The 962-nt window shown below is 65.6% G+C and carries 2 protein-coding genes; both read left to right on the top strand.

What is annotated here, in order from left to right:
- Positions 1 to 2: 2 nt before the first annotated feature.
- On the top strand, positions 3 to 809 hold the full coding sequence (locus AC1D00_RS42870) for a WecB/TagA/CpsF family glycosyltransferase (protein ID WP_271575632.1): 807 nt from the start codon (positions 3 to 5) through the stop codon (positions 807 to 809).
- 19 nt (positions 810 to 828) lie between these two features.
- A partial coding sequence (locus AC1D00_RS42865) for an NAD-dependent epimerase/dehydratase family protein (RefSeq protein ID WP_477014887.1) occupies positions 829 to 962 on the top strand: 134 nt, incomplete at its 3' end.

Here is a 962-nt window from a genome sequence, read left to right as displayed (position 1 = left end):
ATATGCTTGAGCGCCGCGTCAATCTGGACGGCCGGGCCGCAACCGCCGACGTGCCGCGGATCACTCTCGGCGGCCTTCGCATGGCCGCGCTCGACCTGGAAGCGACCGCCGACTTCATGATCGAGGCGACCGATCCGCGTCATCGCATCGGCCGTCCGTTGCACCTGACCTCGGCCAATGGCGAGGTGCTGGCGCGCTGCTCGACCGAGCCGGAGACCGAACGCCTGTTCCGCGCCGCCGACCTGATCAACGCCGACGGCCAGCCGCTGGTGGCGGCCTCGAAGCTGCAATCCTGGTTCCCGCTACCCGAGCGCGTCGCGACCACGGACCTGTTCCACGTCGTCGCGCGCAAGGCCGAAGCGGTCGGCCGCACCTTCTACATGTTCGGCGCCAGCGAGGACGAGAACGCCGCGGCGGTCGAGAACGTCCGGAAGATGTATCCGAACCTCAAGATCGTCGGGCACAGCCACGGCTATCTGCGCGGCGAGGCCCTGCGCGCGAAGGTCGAGGAGATCAACGCGCTCGCGCCGGACTATCTCTGGGTCGCGCTCGGCGTGCCCAACGAGCAGGCATTCGTGGAGCAGTACACGCCGCTGCTGACCAATGTTGGCGTTATCAAGACATCGGGCGGCCTTTTCAACTTTTTGTCGGGCAGCCGGTCCCGCGCGCCGCAATGGATGCAGAAATTCGGACTCGAATGGGCCTGGCGCACCTGGCTCGAGCCACGCCGCCTGTTCTGGCGCTATTTGACCACCAACCCCCGCGCACTCTATCTTCTCTTCAGCCGCAAACGGCCTTCCAATCGCTGAGAGAAGAGTAGAAGACGACATGACCGACCGACCGACCGTCCTCGTCACAGGGGGTGCGGGCTATATTGGCTCGCATGCCTGCCGCGCCCTGGCCGCCGCCGGCTATCAGCCCGTCGTTTATGACAATCTCTCGACAGGTCATCGCAGCTTCGT

Source organism: Bradyrhizobium sp. P2_E8, from assembly GCF_056403875.1.
This window is presented reverse-complemented; position numbering and strand designations above follow the sequence as displayed.